At 34.9% G+C, this 21,163-nt stretch carries 22 protein-coding genes; 16 read left to right on the top strand and 6 right to left on the bottom strand.

Annotated features, from left to right (window positions below; genetic code table 11):
- Window position 1 precedes the first annotated feature (1 nt).
- From FLUTA_RS20080 to FLUTA_RS20010, 15 genes are all read left to right on the top strand, one after another.
- Window positions 2–1,249 carry a homoserine dehydrogenase gene (locus FLUTA_RS20080; protein ID WP_013688744.1) on the top strand — a complete coding sequence of 416 codons (1,248 nt, stop codon included), beginning with the start codon at window positions 2–4 and terminating at the stop codon, window positions 1,247–1,249.
- Window positions 1,246–1,659 carry an OsmC family protein gene (locus FLUTA_RS20075; protein ID WP_013688743.1) on the top strand — a complete coding sequence of 138 codons (414 nt, stop codon included), beginning with the start codon at window positions 1,246–1,248 and terminating at the stop codon, window positions 1,657–1,659. Before FLUTA_RS20080 ends, FLUTA_RS20075 begins: the two co-directional genes overlap by 4 nt.
- A complete protein-coding gene (locus FLUTA_RS20070; RefSeq protein ID WP_013688742.1) occupies window positions 1,656–2,822 on the top strand; it encodes a trans-sulfuration enzyme family protein in 1,167 nt (388 codons plus the stop codon). The genes FLUTA_RS20075 and FLUTA_RS20070 overlap by 4 nt, the downstream gene beginning before the upstream one ends.
- Window positions 2,823–3,099: 277 nt before the next feature.
- The gene (locus FLUTA_RS20065) at window positions 3,100–3,279 is read left to right on the top strand and encodes a hypothetical protein (protein ID WP_013688741.1); all 180 of its coding nucleotides are present in this window, start codon (window positions 3,100–3,102) and stop codon (window positions 3,277–3,279) included.
- A 128-nt stretch (window positions 3,280–3,407) separates the two neighbouring features.
- Window positions 3,408–3,587, top strand: a complete 180-nt coding sequence (locus FLUTA_RS20060; RefSeq protein ID WP_013688740.1) for a hypothetical protein — start codon at window positions 3,408–3,410, stop codon at window positions 3,585–3,587.
- A 179-nt stretch (window positions 3,588–3,766) separates the two neighbouring features.
- Window positions 3,767–4,813 carry a hypothetical protein gene (locus FLUTA_RS20055; protein ID WP_148235477.1) on the top strand — a complete coding sequence of 349 codons (1,047 nt, stop codon included), beginning with the start codon at window positions 3,767–3,769 and terminating at the stop codon, window positions 4,811–4,813.
- Window positions 4,810–5,775, top strand: a complete 966-nt coding sequence (gene gwsG / locus FLUTA_RS20050; RefSeq protein ID WP_013688738.1) for a grasp-with-spasm system ATP-grasp peptide maturase — start codon at window positions 4,810–4,812, stop codon at window positions 5,773–5,775. The genes FLUTA_RS20055 and gwsG overlap by 4 nt, the downstream gene beginning before the upstream one ends.
- 151 nt (window positions 5,776–5,926) lie before the next feature.
- Window positions 5,927–7,036, top strand: coding sequence for a grasp-with-spasm system SPASM domain peptide maturase (gwsS, locus tag FLUTA_RS20045; RefSeq protein ID WP_013688736.1), 1,110 nt, complete (start codon window positions 5,927–5,929; stop codon window positions 7,034–7,036).
- Window positions 7,033–9,225, top strand: a complete 2,193-nt coding sequence (locus FLUTA_RS20040; protein ID WP_013688735.1) for a peptidase domain-containing ABC transporter — start codon at window positions 7,033–7,035, stop codon at window positions 9,223–9,225. Before gwsS ends, FLUTA_RS20040 begins: the two co-directional genes overlap by 4 nt.
- A 4-nt stretch (window positions 9,226–9,229) precedes the next feature.
- Window positions 9,230–10,528: a putative HlyD family type I secretion protein gene (locus FLUTA_RS20035; RefSeq protein WP_013688734.1), complete on the top strand. Its 1,299-nt coding sequence runs from the start codon at window positions 9,230–9,232 to the stop codon at window positions 10,526–10,528.
- Complete coding sequence (locus FLUTA_RS20030; RefSeq protein WP_013688733.1) at window positions 10,525–11,814, top strand: TolC family protein; 1,290 nt, start codon at window positions 10,525–10,527, stop codon at window positions 11,812–11,814. Before FLUTA_RS20035 ends, FLUTA_RS20030 begins: the two co-directional genes overlap by 4 nt.
- A gap of 19 nt (window positions 11,815–11,833) precedes the next feature.
- The gene (locus FLUTA_RS20025) at window positions 11,834–12,295 is read left to right on the top strand and encodes a GNAT family N-acetyltransferase (protein ID WP_013688732.1); all 462 of its coding nucleotides are present in this window, start codon (window positions 11,834–11,836) and stop codon (window positions 12,293–12,295) included.
- Between the two features lie 121 nt (window positions 12,296–12,416).
- Complete coding sequence (gene bamJ / locus FLUTA_RS20020) at window positions 12,417–13,022, top strand: BamJ family beta-barrel-assembly machinery protein (protein ID WP_013688731.1); 606 nt, start codon at window positions 12,417–12,419, stop codon at window positions 13,020–13,022.
- A gap of 1 nt (window position 13,023) precedes the next feature.
- Complete coding sequence (locus FLUTA_RS21070; protein WP_013688730.1) at window positions 13,024–13,938, top strand: FKBP-type peptidyl-prolyl cis-trans isomerase; 915 nt, start codon at window positions 13,024–13,026, stop codon at window positions 13,936–13,938.
- 114 nt (window positions 13,939–14,052) lie between these two features.
- Complete coding sequence (locus FLUTA_RS20010; RefSeq protein WP_013688729.1) at window positions 14,053–14,607, top strand: GNAT family N-acetyltransferase; 555 nt, start codon at window positions 14,053–14,055, stop codon at window positions 14,605–14,607.
- On the opposite strand, the gene FLUTA_RS20005 is transcribed toward FLUTA_RS20010, so the two are convergent.
- The 6 genes from FLUTA_RS20005 to FLUTA_RS19980 all read right to left on the bottom strand — a co-directional run bounded on the left by FLUTA_RS20005 (window position 14,597) and on the right by FLUTA_RS19980 (window position 19,591).
- Window positions 14,597–15,223: a hypothetical protein gene (locus FLUTA_RS20005; RefSeq protein WP_013688728.1), complete on the bottom strand. Its 627-nt coding sequence runs from the start codon at window positions 15,221–15,223 to the stop codon at window positions 14,597–14,599. The two genes, FLUTA_RS20010 and FLUTA_RS20005, sit on opposite strands and share 11 nt — an antisense overlap.
- Complete coding sequence (locus tag FLUTA_RS20000; protein ID WP_013688727.1) at window positions 15,220–15,846, bottom strand: alpha/beta hydrolase; 627 nt, start codon at window positions 15,844–15,846, stop codon at window positions 15,220–15,222. The genes FLUTA_RS20005 and FLUTA_RS20000 overlap by 4 nt, the downstream gene beginning before the upstream one ends.
- Window positions 15,843–16,640 carry a hypothetical protein gene (locus FLUTA_RS19995; protein WP_013688726.1) on the bottom strand — a complete coding sequence of 266 codons (798 nt, stop codon included), beginning with the start codon at window positions 16,638–16,640 and terminating at the stop codon, window positions 15,843–15,845. Before FLUTA_RS19995 ends, FLUTA_RS20000 begins: the two co-directional genes overlap by 4 nt.
- 6 nt (window positions 16,641–16,646) lie before the next feature.
- Window positions 16,647–17,126: a hypothetical protein gene (locus FLUTA_RS19990; RefSeq protein WP_043023972.1), complete on the bottom strand. Its 480-nt coding sequence runs from the start codon at window positions 17,124–17,126 to the stop codon at window positions 16,647–16,649.
- A gap of 122 nt (window positions 17,127–17,248) precedes the next feature.
- Window positions 17,249–18,364 (bottom strand): DNA polymerase III subunit gamma/tau, encoded by a 1,116-nt coding sequence (dnaX, locus tag FLUTA_RS19985; protein ID WP_043023971.1) that lies wholly within the window; start codon window positions 18,362–18,364, stop codon window positions 17,249–17,251.
- Window positions 18,365–18,556: 192 nt separating this feature from the next.
- Window positions 18,557–19,591 (bottom strand): DUF6340 family protein, encoded by a 1,035-nt coding sequence (locus FLUTA_RS19980; protein WP_013688725.1) that lies wholly within the window; start codon window positions 19,589–19,591, stop codon window positions 18,557–18,559.
- A 185-nt stretch (window positions 19,592–19,776) separates the two neighbouring features.
- Between FLUTA_RS19980 and FLUTA_RS19975 the strand changes: the two genes are divergently transcribed.
- Entirely contained in the window at window positions 19,777–21,138 is a 1,362-nt protein-coding gene (locus FLUTA_RS19975) for a pyridoxal-phosphate dependent enzyme (protein ID WP_013688724.1), read from the top strand.
- The last annotated feature ends 25 nt before the right edge of the window (window positions 21,139–21,163 follow it).

The raw sequence follows: 21,163 nt of genomic DNA, 5'->3' as shown, positions 1-21,163 counted from the left end.
GATGAAAAATCAACTCACAATAGGATTATTTGGTTTCGGCTGTGTTGGAACAGGATTATACGAAGTATTAAATAAAACAACCTTGCTTCAAGCATCGATCAAGCACATTGTTATCAAAGATTTGAGCAAAAAACGGATCATTGATTCAAGTTACTTTAGTACGGATTCAAATCGAATTTTGCAAGATGATGAGATCAATGTGGTGGTGGAATTAATCAATGATTCAGAAGCTGCTTATGAAATTGTCACCACAGCACTAAGAGCTGGAAAACATGTAGTCTCCGCAAATAAAAAACTGATTGCATATCACCTGAATGAACTGGTTTCGTTGGCAAAAGAAAATAATGTTTCATTTCTATACGAAGCTTCAGTTGGTGGTTCCATTCCAATTATTCGAAACTTGGAGGAATATTATAACAACGATTCACTTTCAAATATCAGTGGAATTGTAAACGGAACAACGAATTACATTCTCACAAAGACGGCGGAAGGTGAATCTTTCGATGAAGCATTGAAAAATGCACAAGATCTAGGTTTCGCAGAATTGGATCCAACATCAGATGTAGACGGTTTTGACGCAAAATATAAGTTGGTTTTATTACTGAAACATGCTTTTGGATTCACTACGAAGCAAGATGCCGTTTGGAATTACGGAATTCGTCAGTTGAAAGATTGGGATGCAAGATATGCACGCGAAAAAGGATTGAAAATTAAATTATTGGCATTTGGAACCCGAATTAATAATCAAATAGTTGGTTTTGTAGCTCCGCATATCATTCCGAATAATCACTTTGCATTTAATGTCGAAAACGAGTTTAATGCAGTGGTTGTTGAAGCTTTGTTTTCCGATAAGCAATTGTTCTTAGGAAAAGGTGCCGGAAGTCACCCAACGGCAAGTGCGGTTCTTTCAGATATTTCGGCTTTGCAGTTTGACTATGCGTACGAATACAAAAAATCAAAAACAGAAGAACACTTGAGTTTTGATAGTGATTATTCGCTGAAAGTGTACTTGAGTGCAACCAGTCAGGAAAAATTGGATCAGATAACGTTTATTGAAACACATGAAACGTATACCGGACAATCTCATAGCTATAAAATTGGAATCATTTCGTATGAGGAAATTTCTAAGCAAGATTGGAACAATGCACCTGATTATTTCTTGGCAGTTATTCCAGATAGTATTCAATTGACAAAAAACACAGATATTTCTACTGAAAAATCAGCACATTTAATTGAGGAATTGTCATGAAATTAGAATTGAAATTAACAGAATCTCCTTTCGTACTGGAAGTTAAAAATGAATCAGGTATTTCCCTGAAAATGGATGCAACGGAAAAAATTGGAGGAAAAAACAAAGGAATGAGACCTATGGAAGTATTAGCGAGCTCATTGGCAGGTTGTATGTCCATCGATATTTTGTTGATTTTGCAAAAACAACGACAAATTGTTAGCTTTTACGAAGTGAACATTGATGCAAATCGCAAAGATGATGTTCCTTCTCCATTTGAAACCATTCACCTCGTATTCACTTTTAATCAGGAAGTAGATATTGAAAAAGCAAATGCCGCTATTCAATTGAGCTATGAAAAATATTGCTCTGTTTCTGCATCGTTAAATCCTGCTATAAACATTCAATTAGAAGTTAGACATCAATCATGAAAAATTACAGAAACGAAACACTTGCCATCCGTATTCAAAACGAACGTTCACAAGAAGCTGAACACAGCGTTCCATTGTATTTGACATCGAGTTATGTTTTTGAGGATGCAGAGCAAATGCGTGCTGCTTTTTCAGATGAAATAGAAGCCAATATTTATTCGCGTTATTCAAATCCAAATGTGGATGAACTCTTGGAGAAAGTAGCGTGTTTAGAATCTGGTGAAGCTGCTTGGGCAACTGCTACAGGAATGGCTGCTGTTTTCACCACTTTTGCAGCCTTGCTTCAAAGCGAAGATCACATTGTTTCTTCGAAATCTGTTTTTGGTTCCACGCATCAGTTGTTTGTAAATATCCTTCCAAAATGGGGAATCACAACAACTTACGTTGATGCAATTGATTACGAAGGATATGAACGGGAAATTAAGCCAGAAACGAAGATTGTTTATATTGAAACACCTTCCAATCCAGGCTTGGATATTATCGATATCAAACGATTAGCTGCAATTTGCATAGCGAAGAATGTATTGTTGGTGGTAGATAATTGTTTTGCGACTCCTGTTTTACAACAACCTTTGAAATTAGGAGCGGATATCGTGATTCATTCTGCAACGAAATACATGGATGGTCAAGGAAGAGTTTTGGGAGGATTGATAGTTTCTACCAAAGAAATTATCGCAAAAATTCAAGGGTTTGCACGACACAGCGGACCTGCATTATCTCCATTCAATGCATGGATTCTTTCTAAATCCTTAGAAACATTGCATCTTAGAATGGAAAAACATTGCTCGCAAGCCTTTGAAATCGCCAAACGATTGGAAGGAAATGAATCTGTTGATTGGGTGAAATATCCATTTTTGGATTCTCATCCACAACAAGTGATCGCAAAAGACCAAATGGAATACGGTGGTGGAATTGTGACGTTTCAAATCAAAGGTGGATTGGAAGCTGGACGTAAATTTTTAGATCAATTGGGATTGTTTTCATTAACTCCAAATTTGGGTGATAGTAGAAGTATTGCAACACATCCAGCATCTACAACACATAGCAAATTGAAATCGGAAGAGCGAGAAGCTGTAGGAATTTCAGACGGATTAGTGCGCTTGAGTATTGGTTTGGAGAATATTGAAGATATTTGGGAAGATATTGAAATGGCACTGAGATAATCTTCGGAACTGGATTTCTTTAAAGGGTTCATTATCAATTTTCTTTCGAATGTGTAAGTTATTAAAAATTGATTCGTTGCATGGCTCTATAAAACACTCTAAAAAATAAATAAAAAAATCAAGTTTCATTTGAAACAAAAAAACTATATTGTGCTCACTAAATCATCGTTGCAACAAAATTTAGTATTTTTTGTTGTTATTCAAAAAAGAAGACAACTATTTACTGGGGATGTCGAAAACCACTTAGAGTAGACATATTTATTTTACACTTATAACTATGAAATCAATTAAAAATTTCAATGATCAAAAGATCACGAACACTCATTTGGCTAATACTAAAGGAGGAGACATCGTTACATCACAAACTTGGGGTGGTACAGACCTTAGAGTTGGAAAAACTGTTTATACGAACCGTTTAGATGGTGGAACAGCGAATAACGATACTGTTAAATTCTAAGATGTTCTTTCATTATTAAAGACTCAAGGCTGTCTGAATTTCGGATGGTTTTGAGTCTTTTTCACACTATTTTCCGGGAATGTCGAAAACCACTTAGAGTAGACATATTTATTTGACACTTAATAATTATGAAATCAATTAAAAATTTTACTGATCAAAAGATTACGAACACTCATTTGGCTAATACTAAAGGAGGAGACATCGTTACAACACAAGCTTGGGGCGGTACAGACCTTAGAGTTGGAAAAACCGTTTATACGAATCGTCGGGATGGTCAATCAGGAAATAACGACCAGATTACATTCTAAGATATTCATTCATTATTGAATACTCAAGGCTGTTTGTATTTGGGATGGTCTTGAGTTTTTTTACACTATTTTTTTACACTATGAGACTCCATTATTCGATACTCAAGTTCTGCTTATTAATTATAGTTATCACCAATAATTCATTTGCAGGATACCGCGAATTCTCTTCTGAAATACGATTGGCACAGAAAGAGTTTATAGCGAAGAATTATAAAGAATCATTGGGGAAGTATATTAGTACACTGGAAAAGTTCAATTATCCTTATGTCAAAGAAACAATGCAAGCTGCTTATGTAGCTAGTTTTGTAGGAGACAAAGTCCAGTTTACTAACTTGTTAGAACAGGCAATAAATTTAGGATTGAATGAAAGTGAATTCAATTCGTTATTTACGGAATGGAAGAAATTAAATCCGGATCAATTGATATTATTTGATTTTCAAAAATATAGAGTAGCTTATCTTCAAAAATTAAATTGGGATAAAACAGCTGCTTTTTATAAATTGGATGTTTATCGTTCATACATTACAAAAACCTACCCTCTTAGCGAGAGTAATCATACCGCCTATTATGAGCAGATGAATTTGTTGCGCGACAGATACATAAAACTTGTAGGTATTTATGGATATGTAAGTGATAAAGATTCGGGGAGACGGTTTGAAACAAAAGTAGAAAAGTGTAAAACGAAAGCAAGTGAAAAATCGACATGTTTAAATCTTTCGAATGATCCTTTTATGCCGGAATACTTTAAGGAAAAATGTTTAAAAGTAACCAGTGAATCTAAAACATCTATCTGGTCTTCTTCTGATCCAGGAGCTTGGTTTCTATCACATTATATTAACAGCGAAAATATCAATCAGGTGGATTCAACATTCTTTCGGCTTATTCAAGGTGGATTAGATGAGTTGAAGGCGTCTCCTTTTTTACTAGTAAATATGTTGGAATCTTCTAGATTACTCGAAAATGACCTTGCTCTCACATATTATTCGCGAGTTTGGTTGGGATTAAAAATGAGCTATTCTGATAAATACAATATGGATGCTGTTCAAAAAAATACAATAAATGCGAGTAGGGAAAAGTATGGATTCCGTTCTTTAGAAGAAGAAGAAGAATTACTCCGCCACCTTTATTTTATAAAGACCAAAAAGAAACTTCCCGAAAGCTTCAGTAATAGTGAACTGGATGCAATATCATTTGAAAATAGAATTTTCATTCAAATAATGGTATGATAGTTATTATTTCAAAAGCGGTCGACGAATCTACCAATGATGTAATAAGACACTGTATTCTAAATCAAATTCCCTTTATGCGATTTTCTGAAGAGAATTTTGTGAACTCCGTTTATATACAGCTATCTAGTGAGAAGATTGAAATCAAATTGCTAATTGGTGATTCTATTCTGGATTTTGATGAGATTACCTCTTTTTGGTTCCGAAAAAATGATCTTCTCTTATTTGAAAACGTGAAGATTTGTACCGAATTAACTATTGATAAACGAGAAATTTGCAATTTTATTTCCGATTCGGAACTCAAAGCCTTGAAAGATTTTTTGATTTACAGTCTTCAAAAAAAGAAAACGCTGGGGAATTATGCTGTTGGTGATGGGAATAAATTAATCAGTTTCAGCATTGCTTCAGAAGTTGGCTTGAACATTCCCAAGTCCATAATAAGTTCGGATACTCAATTTTTACTTCAATACGCAAATTCGAAACAAATTGTGAAACCGCTTGAAGATGGTTTTTATTCAAGCAGCACAGATGAATATTCTTATACAGAGTACAAATTATTGAATAAAGAAATTCTTGCCGATAAAGATGAATTTCTATTCCCCTCTTGTCTTCAAGAATATATTGAGAAAAAAATTGAACTTAGAATATTTTACATTGACGAAAAAATTTTTAGCATGGCAATTTTCTCGCAGCTGGATCCTAAAACTAAGTTGGATTTTAGAAATTACAATTTTGAAAAAATGAATCGGATGCTTCCCTATAAACTACCTGATTTGGTGGAGGATAAAATAATTCTTTTCATGAAAAAAATGGAGTTAAATACAGGTTCAATTGATATGATTCTGACGAATGACAATGAGTATGTTTTTCTGGAGGTTAATCCAGTAGGTCAATACGGAATGGTTCAATATTTTGGTAATTACAATTTGGATTTGGAAGTGTTTAATTATTTAGCAGGATGAAAAAGGATAATTTACCATTGATTTTTAATGCTTTAAAAACCGTGAAGTCCAATTCAAAAAAGGAAGGTTTTTTTGTGACCTGTTCGCAGCTTCAAACAAAAAGACTTGAGTTGAATGCCTATTATAAAAAGAGTTCAAATTTTTTAAAAAAATGACAGTAGATTTTCTTATTTTATTTGAAGATTGTAAAGTAGTAAATGGGTATTTTCATTCATTGATTTATGATTTGTCTAGACCATCCAACTCAAATAAAATTCCCTTATCGTTAGCACTGATTCTTCCTGAATTTAAAGAAAATTCCATTGAAGAGGTCCTTAAAAAGTATCCGAAAGAATCTGAAGTCATCAGCGAGTATATTGAATTTATTGTATCTAATGAATTTGGGATTATTGGAGATGAGCATTTAAAGAATCATTTGAAACCGATGGAAGGGATTGTCGATCAGCCAGAAGTGATTGAAAATTCGATCATTCAAATTACGAACTCAAATTTCGCTGCCGCTGTTGATTTTATTCAGGATTTAAAATCCAAATTATGTTCACGGTTGGAGCTAAGAATTGAAGATTTAGATATCGATAAATTCGAGAAAATCTGTAAATTATTTCATGATAGCATTATTAAAACAGTATCATTGTATTCTAAATTTATTTCAGAATCGGATAATACAAAACTAGAAGCCATCATTAATAACGAAGATAGGATTATTGAACATTTCGTTTATAGCGCACCCTTTATCAAACAAAACAATAAAACGAATTATAGAATTGAAAGTGTTGATTTTACTTTAGACTGTGGAAATATAGAACAAGAAAATTTCAGTATCAACAGAGAATCATTTTTTACGAATGAAGCATATAACTCCTGTTTGTATAAGAAACTTTCACTGAACTTTCAGGGCAAAGTATGTAATTGCCCCTCCGTTCAGGAATCGAAATTACAGGTTGATATATCAAATACAGATTCTTTTTTGAAGAGTTCGGAGTATACATTTTTGGCGGAAATGAACAAGGATGAAATTGAAGTTTGCAGAGACTGTGAATACCGGTATATGTGTTTGGATTGTCGGGTTTTTACAGATAGTTCCTCCCGAAAAAATGCAAGACCGTCCAAATGTAATTATAATCCATATATTGCTAAATGGTCAACCGAAGAGGGCTATCGTACCCTGTTGGAATGCGGTGTGATTTCCAACGAACATGAATTTTCGATTGATCACAATCGGATAGTAGAAGTTAATAAAGAACTTTGGGGAGAAGAATGAAAAAATTTCCTTTTTACCAGCAACCTGACGCAATGAATTGCGGACCTACATGCTTGCGCATGATAGCAAAGTATTATGGACGTGTTATTTCATTGGAGAAATTACTGAAGCTGTCAGAAACCACAAGAGAAGGCTCATCTTTGAAAAATATTTCTGATGCTGCGGAGAAAATTGGTTTTCGAACAATCGGAGTTAAGATTGATTTTAATACCTTGCAGCAAGATGCTCCGCTTCCTTGTATTGTTCACTGGAAACAAAATCATTTTTTAGTGGTTTATAAGATTTCCAAACAGCATGTTTATGTTGCAGATCCTGGGCATGGAATCCTGAAGTATTCCATTGGCGATTTCCTGAAGAATTGGATAGGAGATAATACAAGTGTTACAACGGAAGAAGGAATTGCTCTATTGTTAGAGCCTACACCGCGTTTAAAAAAAATAGAGGATGATGATCTGGAAAGCAAAAAAGGTTTTTCATTTCTCTATCAATATGTATTTCGCTATAAGAAATACATTTTTCAATTGATGCTGGGTTTACTTCTTGGTTCATTGATGCAATTGATATTTCCTTTTTTAACTCAAAGTGTTGTAGATATTGGGATTCAAAATCAAGACATCAATTTCATTTATCTGATTCTGATCGCTCAATTGTTCTTGTTTATTGGTAAAACAAGTGTCGATATTATCAGGGGATGGATTTTACTTCATTTAAGTACCCGAATCAATATTTCATTGATTTCAGATTTTTTCATCAAACTAATGAATCTCCCAATCGCTTATTTTGATTCGAAAATGACTGGAGATATCATGCAGCGAATCAATGACCATCAACGGATTGAAAATTTACTGACTTCAACCTCTCTCAATACGCTCTTTTCTTTTTTCAATCTGATTATTTTCGGAGGTGTTCTGGCTTGGTATGATTTAAAAATATTTGGTATCTTCTTTTTGGGAAGTACCCTGTATTTGGGTTGGATACTTCTTTTCTTGAAGAGAAGAAAGGATTTGGATTACAAACGATTTTCTCAAATGGGAAATGAGCAAAGCAAAGTAATGGAGCTCATTAACGGAATGCAGGAAATCAAATTACACAATGCCGAAAAGCAGAAACGTTGGGGTTGGGAGTTTTTGCAAGCACGCTTGTTTAAAATTTCAATGAAAGGATTGGTATTAGAACAAATTCAAAACATCGGGTCGTCTTTCATCAACGAGTTAAAAAATATTTTTATTACCATATTTTCGGCTAAACTGGTAATAGATGGCCAGATTACACTTGGAATGATGATGGCAATATCTTATATCATTGGACAGTTAAACAATCCGATTCAGCAGTTAATAGGTTTTATCTATTCAGCTCAGGACGCCAAAATTGCTTTGGAAAGACTTTCAGAAATCCATAACCGCGAAGATGAAGAACCCGTAGATGAGGAGAAAGTACATGAGATTCCTGCAGATGGCGATTTTGTAATTTCTGATCTTCATTTCCGTTACAAAGGAAGCCATGAAGAAGTGCTAAAAGGACTGAATTTAACCATTCCTTCAAATAAAATCACAGCTATTGTAGGTACTAGCGGAAGTGGTAAAACGACTTTGCTTAAATTGCTTCTTAAATTTTACGAGCCAGAAAAAGGATCTGTAAGGATAGGAAATGTAGATCTCGGATTAATCAGTCAGAAAACCTGGAGATCCCAAAGTGGTGCTGTAATGCAGGAAGGATATATTTTCAATGATACAATTGCAAATAATATTGCTGTAGGAGAAGATTTGATAGATAAAAAACGATTAAAAAAAGCCGTAGAAATAGCTAATATTGGAGAATTTATTGACGAATTACCCTTGGGATACAATACAAAAATAGGGATGGAGGGAACAGGTATGAGTACTGGACAAAAACAACGTTTACTAATCGCTCGTGCAGTGTACAAAGAACCTAAATTCATCTTTTTTGATGAAGCTACTAGCGCATTAGATGCTAACAATGAGCGGGTTATCATGGAACAATTGGATACTTTTTTCAAAGGAAGAACAGCTATTGTTATTGCACACCGTTTAAGTACAGTGAAAAATGCAGATCAAATTGTAGTTCTTGAACATGGAATTATTGCAGAGAAAGGAACTCATACGGAGCTGGTTAAATTGCGTGGAAAATATTATGATCTAGTGAAAAATCAATTGGAATTAGGAAATTAGAGCTATGCAGGAAACAGAATACAAAAGGGAAAATGAAATACGTTCCTATGAGGTTCAGGAGATTATGTCTCATATTCCAAATTGGATTATTCGTTGGGGAATTTCGCTCGTTTTTGGAATAATCATTTTGTTTTTAATTCTTTCCTGGATTATTAAATACCCAGATGTTATTCAGGGTGAGACTATTGTTACGACATCTGTTCCTCCAGTAAAATTAGTTGTGAAATCATCTGGAGAATTAGAGCATTTGATTTTGACTGATAATTCGATGGTAGAGAAAAATCAAACTATTGCATCTATCAAAAGTACATTGTCTGATAATGCCAAGGCCTATCTAGTGGTTGAACTTGCAGAAGTACGAAAATCATACATCAATAATTCCTTGCAAAAACTGGACTTGAAAAACACTCCAATGCTATTTGGCGATTTGCAAACTAATTATTCGATTTTAAAGAACGCATTAAAAAATTATAAATACCTCATAAATGATGATAATACGTCATTCAACATGCTCAATGTTTCACAGCAAATAAAGAACCAAAAAGCACTTATGCAATTGATTTCAAAAGAATTGAATAGTGTAAATAAACTAGTAAGCAATGCTGGGAATAAGTTCAAATCGGATAAAACACTCTATGAGAAAGGAGTTATTTCCCAAGCTGAGTTTTTTGAACGAGAAAAGGCGTATGAAACTGCGATTGGTGAAATCAACAATTTGGAGAAAACGAAGATTACAACGGCGATAACAATAACTGATCTGGAAAAACAATTAAATGATTTGAGATTTAATTTTGAGCAGCGAAAAAAAACCTTGCTATTGGAAATAGATACCCAATTGTCCGTTTTAGAGAATGCACTTTTAACTTGGTCTAGAAACTATCAGATTGTTTCGCCTATTAAAGGGAAATTAACTTATTTACTGACCCTTTCTGAAAACCAATTTATCGAACAAGGAAAGGAATTGTTTGCCGTTATTCCAGAAAATCAGGAGTACGTTGCTCATTTAAAAATACCAAAAAGTGGTTACGGAAAGGTGAAAGTGGGACAAAAAGTAATGCTTAAAATAGATAACTTTCCATCTCATGAATATGGACAGTTAGTTGGAAAAGTAAAATCAGTTTCATTAATTGCTGCTGAAAAAAGTTATTTGGTGAATGTTAAACTACTAAATGGATTAAAGACTACTTATCATAAGGAGTTGAACTACATTCCTGAAATGAGTGGTAGTGCTGAGATTATAACTGAAGATCTGAGAATAACGGATCGGATATTCAATCAATTCAGGAAGATTTTTGACCGATGAAATTAGTATTTGTATTTCTGGCTTTTCCAATTTGGGTTTTTTCTCAGCAATGGACCCTGGATAACTGTATCGACACTGCTTTAAAGAATAATCTTACTTTGAAATCTGGATTGATACGTTCCGACATTACTTCTGTTAACTTGAGAAATTCGAAACAGAATTTGTTGCCTTCTTTGAGCGCAGGGGCAACTCACGGTTACAATTGGGGACAAACAATTGACTTATTTACCAATCAGTTTGCCACTGACCGGGTAATGTATGAAAATTTTTATTTAAGCAGCAGTGTGGTTTTGTTTTCGGGACTTCAAAATTATTACTCTGTGAAATCGTCCAAACTTTCGCTCGAGGAACAATTTCTGGATCAACAGATTGTTGAGCGGAATGTGAAAATTGATGTTTCGGCAGCTTTTCTTCAGGTATTGTTGAATAAAGAAATGATTCTACTAGCTATAAATAACATTGAGAAAACCAACCAGCAGTACGAACGGATCAAAGAACTCGTTTCCCAAAGTCAAGGAACGAAAGCTGAACAATTGGAAATTGAAGCACAATTAAATCTGGATAAATACCTATTAATTAAGGCTGAAAACGATTTGAAATATTCTAAATTACTCCTTCAGCAATTATTAAACGTTCAGATAAGTAATGGTTTTGATGTATCAGATTCGATTTCAGAGCCCATTAGCAAACTATTAATGGTTGATTCATCGATAGCTGAATTACCAGAAATAATGAAATTGGAGGTAGGAATTCAGAAACAAGAACTTGCTCTCCAATCAACTAAAGGGAAATACTATCCGACTTTATCCTTAATCGGGTCAATAGGAAGTGGTTATTCTGAAAACAATAAAAAACTTACGGCATCAGGAGAATATGTGCCCAGATCGTTTAGTGAACAAATAACTAATAATCTTTACCAATCGGTCTTTTTGTCGCTTTCGATTCCTATTTTTAATAAAAATGCTACTCGAAATCAGGTTAAAGTTAAAGAGCTTGAACTGAAATCCTTGTATTTTGATAAGCAGAATGAATACAATCAGCTCAAACAAAAAATAGAACAAATTTCCTTGGATATTATCAATATTAGTTCTCAGCTGGAAGCTTTGGAGGTCGTTTTTTCCTCAGCTTCAAAGAATCATGATAATTTTGAAATTCAGTATGAAGCGGGAAGTGCAACATTTACACAGTTAATCGAAGCCAAAAACAAATTGGTTGCTGCTCAGTCAGAATTACTTCAAGCGAATTATCAAATGCTTTTTAAGCAGATGATTTTGTCATTTTATTAAGTTGAATTGATAGAAGAAAATGAAGATAGAAATCATAGATTATTCGGATGAACTGAAGGAATTTATCCGAATTCTCAATTATGAGTGGCTAGAGGAATATTTCCATGTAGAAGAAGGAGACCGCCTTTCACTTTGCAACCCCCAGGAAACCATTATAGATAAAGGAGGATTCATTTTTTATGTAAAATATGGCGAAGAAATAGTTGGAACAGTATCACTTCTTAAAAAGTCCAATTATGTATTTGAATTGGGTAAAATGGCTGTTTCTAAGAAGGCACAAGGATTAGGACTTGGAAAAATATTGATGGAACATTGTCTGAAAGTTGCAACAGAAAAGCGAATCGAAAAACTCATTCTTTACTCAAACACGCTTCTTGAGCCAGCAATTCACCTGTATCGGACATACGGATTTGTAGAAATTGAATTGGAACAAGGTGTTTATGAAAGAGGAAACATCAAGATGGAGAAAAATCTTATCTAATTTTGAATTAAGAATGTAAAATGCAAAGAGTTTTATGAAGCTCGTTGAATTCTCTCTTCATTCCTAATTCGACATTTGCAATTAGGAATTATCCCTTATCTTTGCACCAAATTAATTAAGCATGTCACAAGATATTCAAGCGGTTAGCTACTGTATCGGTTTAAGCGTAGCTGATAGCCTTTTACAACAAGATTTAGGTGGAATTGATCCAACTGCATTGGCAGAGGCTATTTCAGATGTTTTTCAAGGGAAAACAATGAAGTATTCACCAGAACAAGCAAACGAAATCATTCAAAGTTATGTTCAGGAAATTACAACTTCTAAATTTGAAGTGTATAAAGTAGAGGGAACTGAATTTCTTACTGAAAACGCGAAAAAAGAGGGAGTCACTACAACTGATTCAGGTTTGCAATACGAAGTAATTGAATTGGGAACAGGAGCAAAACCGTTAAGCACGGATACCGTGAATGTTCATTATCATGGAACCTTGATTGACGGAACTGTTTTTGATAGCTCAGTTACAAGAGGAATTCCAGCAACTTTTGGAGTCCATCAAGTGATTAAAGGTTGGACAGAAGCATTACAATTGATGCCTGTTGGATCTAAATATCGTTTGTACATCCCTGAAGATTTAGCTTATGGAGCGCACCCTCATCCAGGTGGAGCAATCAAGCCTTTCATGACCTTAATCTTTGATGTTGAATTACTAGGAATCGAAAACAATTAAGATGAAAAAAATAATCATAGCTACCTTACTGATAGCAATTACAGTTGCTTGTGGAGACAAGAAAAATGCAGAAGAGGTATTGCCATTGAACTCGGAAAAACAAAAAATTTCCTATTTAATGGGTGCAGATAATGCAAATCAATTGCTCCAAGATCCAAATTTCGCAAAATACAATAAAGAAGAGATTTTGAAAGGTTTTGAAGTTGGATTGAATGATGAGAAATCGTTTGATCAAGCCTGTCAAAAAACGATTCAAGATTTATTAGGACCATCGCAACAAGAGTTTAATGAGAAATATGTGAAAGAGGCTTCTTTATGTATTGGTAAATTTTTGGGTGGAATGTTTAAAACGAGTTGGCAGCAAGCTAAATCATTTAATGAGTTCGAAAAAGAATACTTGGTTTACGGATTCAAATTAGGACTGAATAAAAGCGACACTTTAATTAAAGCTGATTTGAAACAACCGATGTTGAAATCCTTCATGGATAAAATCAACGCTCGTGTAATGGCTGAAGTAACGAAGAAAGAAAAGGCATACTTTTCAAAAGTGAAAGCTATGGCTAACATCAAAGAATTGACTAATGGTCTTTACATGGAAACAATTCAAGCTGGAAACGGAGGTAATCCAACGTCTTCTAGTGATGTAAAAGCGCATTATGTATTGTTAAATACAAACGGAGATACACTTCAATCTTCTTTATCAAGAGGACCTCAAGTATTTAACTTGAATGGAGTAATCCCTGGTTGGACAGTTGGTATTCCATTCATGAAAAAAGGAGGGAAGTACAAATTGTATGTTCCACAAGCAATGGCTTATGGAAAAGATTCACCAGATCCAAATACAATTCCACCGTTCTCCACTTTGGTATTCTATATCGAGTTGATTGATATGGGGCCAGCAGGAACCGTGAAATAAGAAATTGAAATCCCTTGGTCATTTGGCTGAGGGATTTTTTTTGCTTTTATCTAACCACTACAAACGATTAACAAATCACTTTCTTATCCTTTGTATGTTATTAATCCTACTCTCATGAAAATCAATCAAAAAGTATTCGATCAATTTCCAGTCATTCAGACTGAAAGATTGCTATTGAGACAGATTCAACTGGAAGATACCGTTAAAATCATGGAAATGCGTCAGAATAACCGCGTGAATCAATTTATTGCTAGAACGAGTATTTCAGGTTTAGAAGCCGCTGAGGAATTGGTAAAAAAAACGGTGGATGCTTTTGAATCCAAAGTAGGAATTGGTTGGGCTGGGATCTTAAGAAATAGCTCAGATATTATTGGGACATGTGGATTCAATAGAATTGATTACTTAAACAATCGCGCTGAAATTGGTGGAGAACTTTCTACCGAATACTGGGGGAAAAATATTGCTTTGGAAGCGGTTCAGGCAATCGTAACTTTTGGATTTGACCAAATGAATCTACATGCCATTGAGGCACTTGTTTCTCCCGAGAATAGAGGAGCCATATTTTTGTTGGAATATCTAGGCTTTGAAAAAGAAGCGCATTTTAAAGATCGGATTTATTTCAACGAAGTTTATTCCGATATGGTTGTTTATACGCTTTTCAAATCTTAAAGAAAACGGCTATTCGATAAATCAATGGGATCAGTGCACCGGGCGTACCGTTCGCGGTTTGTTTTCTCATGAAATACCCTGGTCTGAATGGACTATTTACATTATCGATGACGTCGTACATGATTCCTGCATTTAATCTGAAATTTTCTTCTTTTCCAAATGCGTGTGAAAATCCACCTCCGAGCAATCCTGTTGGTGCCCAAGTCCGTTTAGCGGAAATAACTCCATTTCCGTTACTATACGGATTAGAAAGTAGTTCGAATTCAAGTCCTATAAAAAGGTAATTAAAAAATCTTCCATGTACAAATACTCCACCACCATAAACAGAATAGGACCCAGAAAGCCCATTGTTTTTGAAGTAGGAATAGTGGAAGCGAGCGCTTGGACCAAATGAAATGTATTGGCTCCGAACAATACCAAACTTTAAACCAATTCCTCCTGTTCCACCAAAGGTACTTGCAGAAAAGTGAATATCGCCTCCAATTTCATTATGTGGCTCAAAAGCAGGCTTTTTTGTTAGTTCTTCTTCATCGTTTACATACAATTCCCGATCTTCTTGGGAAAAACTAGAAGTTGTAACAAGTAGCAATAGGAGTAGAGTAAAAATAGTTCTCATAAAAGTGTTTTAAGAGTTTCTAGTTGAATATCATGTTCGCCTTCAAATCGTACAATTTGAATTCCTTTAGATTCATATTGAGAGATCAATTTTTTTAGTTCATCTTCAGGGAAATACAAATCATTTGTTCCAACTACAAACGTTTCTTTAGAAGCCAAGTTTTCATTATTATTGAGCCTTAAATCATCTGGATAAACACTTGCCCATGAAATAAAATGATTACATCTTATTTTGCCTTGAGAAACCCAACGTGCTGCGGTTGCCCCACCTTGAGAAAACCCAAGAACAGTTACTTTTTCTGGAGTACACATTTTTAAAATTTCCTCGTGCAATAGATCCAAACCAAGTATATTCAAGCGAATATCTTCTTCCCTCCATTCTTTTGTCATCCACGATGCGCCAACTCTTCCAGAGGTGCCTTTTAAGTAAAAACGGTGCCGACCTTCAGGGAAAATCAATAGGGTATTCTCCAAATCGATATTTTCTATTTTTTTACTGAAGTATTCAACCAATTGACCATAACCATGAAGTAAGTATACCAAGTGTTTCACGCTTCCATTGGATTGTGTGGTACGATACCTCAAAGAAGAGGGAATCTCAATGACACTTTCTACTGAATTCATATTTTTTTCGGAAGATTTTTAGCAAACTCAGGATAAAGTCGGTATTTTTTAGCTGAAAGATCCAAGAAGAACTTTAATTTCAATTCTTTTTTCTTCGTAATAGATGGAACATATTGGTAGATATCGCCAATGTTCTTGGTGTAACTATCAATCTCACTGGTGTAAATTGCAATGTCTTTTGGAACTTGACTAGGATTTGTTTCATAGGAATGAAACAATACCTCAGGATTGTCTTCTCCTGCAAAGTCGAATGATTTCCACTGAAAAATCATCCTGAAATCATGGTCGTTAAAAACAGAAAAATAGCATTTCCAACCTGAGTTGCGAATGCGGTAACCTAAGATTAAATCTTTTCTAGCTGGACTAACGATTGATTTAAACTCGACATCTAATTCTCTTCCTGGGCTGGAAGGAGCAAAAATGGGACTTGAAATTTTGTCTAATTCACCGTCGTAATAGAAAATGTAGTTATAATTACCGGTATACCCTGTCTCAGCAGCTTTTGCTTCACGTTGATTTCTAATGGATTCATTGATGGCATATTCCATACGGTTTACCGTAATAATAGCATCTTTAATTGTATCCGAACTAATAAATTCTTTGTAAATACGAATGCTGTACTTCTCATTTGTTGGAATTCCTAATGCAGCTACAATTTCTCTTTTTGCACGCGCATCAAAACTTTCATTATGAGAAGTGGTTGTTTCACTATTTTCAGTCGTTGAAGTAGTTTCTTCATCACAAGAACTTACAATAAATAAAAGGCAAATTAGGCCTATGGAGAATGATTTCATATCAGTTTAATAATCAATGTCTAAGTTAAAACGGTTTTTCAGGTCAAAAAGGTTGCTATTTTTTTTAGCTAATTTTTCAAAACGATCAGGTCCATTCAAATACTTCACTTCTTCTGGAGCATCTTTGATCATTTCTAGTTGAATATTTAAATCATAATTTTGAATTTCTTCACGAAGATAGGCCATTACTTCTCCAAGAGCACCTTCTAATCGTGTCATCTGAATCGTATTATCTACTTCAAATTGGAAGGTAGTTTCATCTAATTGCACAGGTTCACGTTTGATCATCACATGATAAACCTGATCTTGCCCACGAAGTTTTTGTGTATGAGCCATTGTTTTCCATAATCGAACAACATCGTCTCGATGAAATTCCTTTCTGGGTAAATCGCTTTGAGGAATAACTGGTTTTGATTTCTGTTGTCCAATTAATTGATTGATGGATAAGTTATTGGTATTTAAATTACCCGTTGGAGCAGAAAGCACTTTTGCTTCGGGTTTTACCGAAAACGCAGCTCTTTCTGGTGTAATGGAAGGTTTGTTTACTGGTTTAGAAGGCTCATTTCGGAGGCTTTGACCAATGTAAGGAATAATTGCAACAGGATCAGTTAGGGATTTTTTTTTTCAAGCTCAGATTTCACTGAACAAATTTGCATCAAGGTTAATTCAACTAAGAGTCGCTGATTCTTTGCTGATTTGTAATCTACGTCTGCTTTACTTAAAACCCCTAAGCATCTTAAAGCAATTCCGCCGTCTAATTTTTTAGACTGATCAACAAATAGTTTCTCTGTGGCTTCTCCAACTTCCAATAAGTTTGCCGTTCTAGGATCTTTACAAATCAATAAGTTTCTGAAATGTTCAGCTAATCCAACTAAGAAATTATGACCATCAAATCCTTTTTCCATCACATCATTGAAAAGCAACAAGGAGGCTGGAATATCTTCATTTAATGCATTTTCAACGATTTTGAAGTAGTAATCGTGATCGAGAATATTTAAGTTTTCGAGAACCGCTTTGTGCGTGATTGTTGTTCCGCAAAAACTAACAATTTGGTCAAAAATGGAAAGCGCGTCACGCAAAGCCCCATCTGCTTTTTGAGCAATCAAATGAAGTGCATCTGGATCTGCTGAAATAGCTTCTTGAGTGGCAACATGTGCCAAATGATCTGCAATATCTTTTACTTTAATTCGTTGGAAATCAAAAATTTGACAACGAGATAAAATAGTCGGTAAAATTTTATGTTTTTCGGTCGTTGCTAAAATGAAAATTGCGTGAGCTGGTGGTTCTTCCAATGTCTTCAAAAAAGCATTGAAAGCCGAAGCTGAGAGCATGTGAACCTCATCAATAATATACACCTTGTGAGTTCCCAATTGAGGGGCAATTCTCACTTGTTCAATCAATCCACGGATATCATCTACGGAGTTATTGGATGCAGCATCTAATTCGTAAACATTTAAGGAAGCACCTTCATTGAAAGATTTACAGCTTTCACACTGATCGCAAGCCTCTGTAGCTTCTGTTCTGTTAAAACAATTGATTGTTTTTGCTAAAATACGGGCAGTTGTCGTTTTACCAACTCCTCTAGAACCACAAAATAAGAATGCTTGAGCTAAGTGCTGATTCTTAATTGCGTTTTTTAAAGTGTTAGTAATTGCCTTTTGCCCAACAACCGTATCAAAGGTTTGGGGTCTGTATTTTCGGGCAGAAACAACAAAATCCGACATGAAAACAAAATTAGCTAAACTTTCGCAAAAATGACAGCTTAAAGTTGAAAGTGTTTAAAAGTTTAATAGTTCAATAGTTCAATTCCCGATAGCTATCGGGATCAATAGTTCAATAGTATGTTGGCTTAAACCTCTTAAACATTTTTAAACTTGGAACTTTTTGAACTTTCTTTGAACTCTTTCACCTTTAAACTACTGTGTAAGCTGATTTTCCAAGATTCCCAATTCTTTAATCCTATTCTCCAAGATATTCGAATACTCCAATGCTTCACTTTTTCCACCTTCAACGTAAGAAGTTTGAACCCACTTTTTGGCGTTCTGCAAATCATTCAACACCTCGTATGCAAGCGCTATATTGTAGGCAGCACGGGCTCTGAATTTGGCTTTTGGACTTGATTCGTAAACCTCTAGCCATGTTTTTAATGCTCCTTCCCAATCCCTAGTTAAGGCCTGACGAGCTCCAATCTTCATCCCGTCTTTTTTGCCGATATACATCATGCGTTGTTGCCAAAAATAAAGTGGTACTAAATCATGTGCAAAAGATTCTCCTGTATAGTAGCTAACTTCAATTAATGCATCGTTGCGTTTAATTAATCGGGCAATAGCTTCAATTGGATTGGTTGAACGTTGAACCCAAGTTCGGTCTTGTTTGTAGCGATCCTCATATTCAATTGTTTTAGTCGCGGGATAATACAACCTAAAACCAGCTCTAGCTGTTGCTTTACCTGTTATCTGAACTTCAGGTGAGTTCCCATTCAATACATTTTGAACAGTATTGACTGCTGTAGCTGCCGGATTAATGACACTGAAATCGGTATCGAAAAATTCTAAAACTAATAAGGCATCGGTTTCATACTTTTTACAGATACTATCTACCTGATCCCAATTCATCGTTGTTCCAAAATCGATACTTGAACTTTTTGAAGCGAGCATGCTACTGTCACAACGTTTGATTTGAAAACGTTCACTTGTCCTCAATAATTCATCAATTCCGCGAATACATTCGTTCGAAAGCTCTTTGTCTTGTTTAGGGGTTTCCAAGGTCAGTGTTCCTTCAAGTAAACCTTCTCTTCCAGGAATTGAATGATTTAATAATGTAATTGTTTTAATAGCTTTGTTTACTGAGATTCGAGAAGGTTTTTGAACCTGAATTCGCATCCCTTGAGTTGTTCTGCAAGAACTGAAAATCAATGTGCTAATAATTCCAATTACAAGTATTTGTTTCATAGTATAGTTTTATTTCTTAACAAATATATTTGATTATTTAAATAGATAAGTGAAGCTTTAAATAGATATCAATAAAAATGTCAAAATGTAATCTGGATAGCTATTGCAATAAAACTTGAATCAGAAACCCAAACTTTTACATTTTGAATTTTGAATTAAAACTATCTTTGTGTAAAATTCAATTGATGAAAGTTTATAACAATATATTGGAAACCATTGGTAATACGCCTTTGGTGAAATTGAACAAGCTCACAAAAAACTGTAAAGCAACTGTTTTAGCAAAAGTTGAGACAACGAATCCAGGAAACTCGGTGAAAGATAGAATGGCTGTAAAAATGGTAGAAGATGCCGAAAAATCAGGGGTTCTAAAACCAGGAGGCACAATCATTGAAGGAACTTCAGGAAACACAGGAATGGGCTTGGCATTGGTAGCAATTATCAAAGGTTATAAGCTTATTTGCGTTTTGAATGACAAGCAGTCGAAAGAGAAAATGGATATTTTGCGTGCTGTTGGTGCGGAAGTAGTTGTTTGTCCAACTGCTGTTGAGCCTTCAGATCCTCGTTCTTATTATTCAGTATCAAAACGATTGGCGAAAGAAATTCCAAACTCCTGGTATGTGAATCAATATGATAATTTATCAAACAGAACTGCTCATTACGAACAAACTGGACCAGAAATTTGGGAACAAACAGAAGGGAAAGTAACGCACTTTATTGTAGGAGTTGGTACTGGAGGAACAATTTCTGGAGTTGGAAAATCCTTGAAAGAGAAAAATCCAAACATCAAAATTTGGGGAATTGATACGTACGGTTCTGTTTTCAAGAAATACAAGGAAACTGGAATTTTTGATGAAAATGAGATTTATCCATATATCACTGAAGGAATTGGAGAAGATATTCTTCCTGCAAATGTAGATTTTGATGTGATTGATTTGTTTGAAAAAGTAACAGATAAAGATGCAGCCGTTTACACTCGTCGTTTGGCGCGTGAAGAAGGGATTTTTGTAGGTAATTCTGCTGGTGCAGCGATTGGTGGATTGTTGCAATTGCAAGATCAATTAACAGAAAATGATGTAGTGGTTGTTTTATTCCACGATCATGGAAGTCGTTATGTGGGTAAAATTTTTAACGATGATTGGATGCGTGAGCGTGGATTCTTGGAAGAAGAGTTCAAAACAGCTGAAGATGTAATTGCTCGTCATGCAGATTTGCCTTTGGTAACCTTGTATTCGGAAGAATTAGTTTCACATGCAATTATGAAAATGCGTAAATACAACATTTCTCAAATTCCAGTTTTAAGAGACGGAGAATTGGTTGGTTCTTTGAATGATTCTCAGGTTTATCAATTGTTGGTTGATAATCCTACTTTGAGAGACACGCCGATTTCGAAAATTATGCAAAAACCTTTCCCAGTAGTTCAAGGAACAGCGAAATTGGAAGAGGTAGCGAAATTAATCAATGAGCAAACACCGGCGGTTATAGTAGAGCGCGCTAATGGTGATAAGAAAATCTTGACTCGTCAGGATGTGATTGCTTCTTTGGCATAAATAAACCTACCGCGGAAGAACATAA

The organism is Fluviicola taffensis DSM 16823 (assembly GCF_000194605.1).
GTDB classification, from domain to species: Bacteria; Bacteroidota; Bacteroidia; order Flavobacteriales_D; family Crocinitomicaceae; genus Fluviicola; species Fluviicola taffensis.
The sequence above is the reverse complement of the archived record's forward strand: the minus strand, read 5'-3'. Positions and strand labels throughout refer to the sequence as shown.